An 856-nucleotide genomic window follows, 5' to 3' on the forward strand; every position below is an offset into this window, starting at 1 on the left:
CGTCAGTTGTTTATAAGACACCGCCGAAAACCCCGCCCGGCGCGCCCGCCGGGCGCGGGCTCAGCGCGGGGCGAACGTGCGCAGTGCCGTCTGGCGGAGCTTGGTGCACTCCGGCTGTTCCCAGGCGTCCTTGGCGCAGGTGATCATGATGGCGTAGCCGCGGTGGGCGTCGACCTTGAAGCCGCGGTTGAGTACGCGCACCGGAACGCCCTGCTGCTTGCGCTCGAAGCTCCAATCGGCGACGGTCGGGTAGCCCTTCCAGTCGACCGGGTGGATGCCCAGGCTGCGGTAGCCGTTCATCGAGCGGGACGCGCCGGGCTCGGCGCCGCGCCACGCCTTTGCCGCGTCGGACAGCGGCTTGGTGTTGAAGTCGATCTGCACGCGCGGGAAGCCGCCCGTCGCGCTGTAGACGCCACCGCCGCTGTAGCCCGGGATGGGCCGCCGCTCCCAGCCCTTGGGCAGCGTCATGGCGAAGCGGAAGGTGTCGTCGGTGACCCGCTCGTACCCCTCGGGCACCCCCTGCTTCGGCTTCGGCTGCTGGTCCTTGGCGCCGCCGGACGGGCCGGTGGAGGTCGGCGCTTCGACGGGCGTGGCGTCGCCTTCGCCCTGGTCGTCGCCGGCCGGGGCGCCGGCGCCGCTCGACGCGGTGGGCCGGCCGCCGGCGCCCTCGTCCTTCGTGCCGTCGCCGTCGAGCGCGAGGGCGATGACGGTGCCGAGCACCGCGAGCAGCACGACCACCACGACGATCACCAGGGTGCGCTTGGGCACCACGTCGGTGATCGAGGCGCGCGGGGGGCCGCCCGACGCGGATGCCGTGGGCGCGGCGGGCCTGGTGGGCGCGGCGCCGCCGGGGACC

Annotated in this window: 1 protein-coding gene; it reads right to left on the reverse strand. The window is 74.1% G+C overall.

Annotated elements, in window-relative coordinates; translation table 11 throughout:
- Nucleotides 1-60 precede the first annotated feature (60 nt).
- Nucleotides 61-856: serine/threonine kinase C-terminal domain-containing protein (locus AAHZ94_RS34705; RefSeq protein WP_502964879.1), on the reverse strand; the 796-nt coding region annotated here is incomplete at its 5' end.

Origin of the sequence: Streptomyces sp. HSW2009, assembly GCF_040240285.1 — a bacterium.
Classification (GTDB): domain Bacteria; phylum Actinomycetota; class Actinomycetes; order Streptomycetales; family Streptomycetaceae; genus Streptomyces.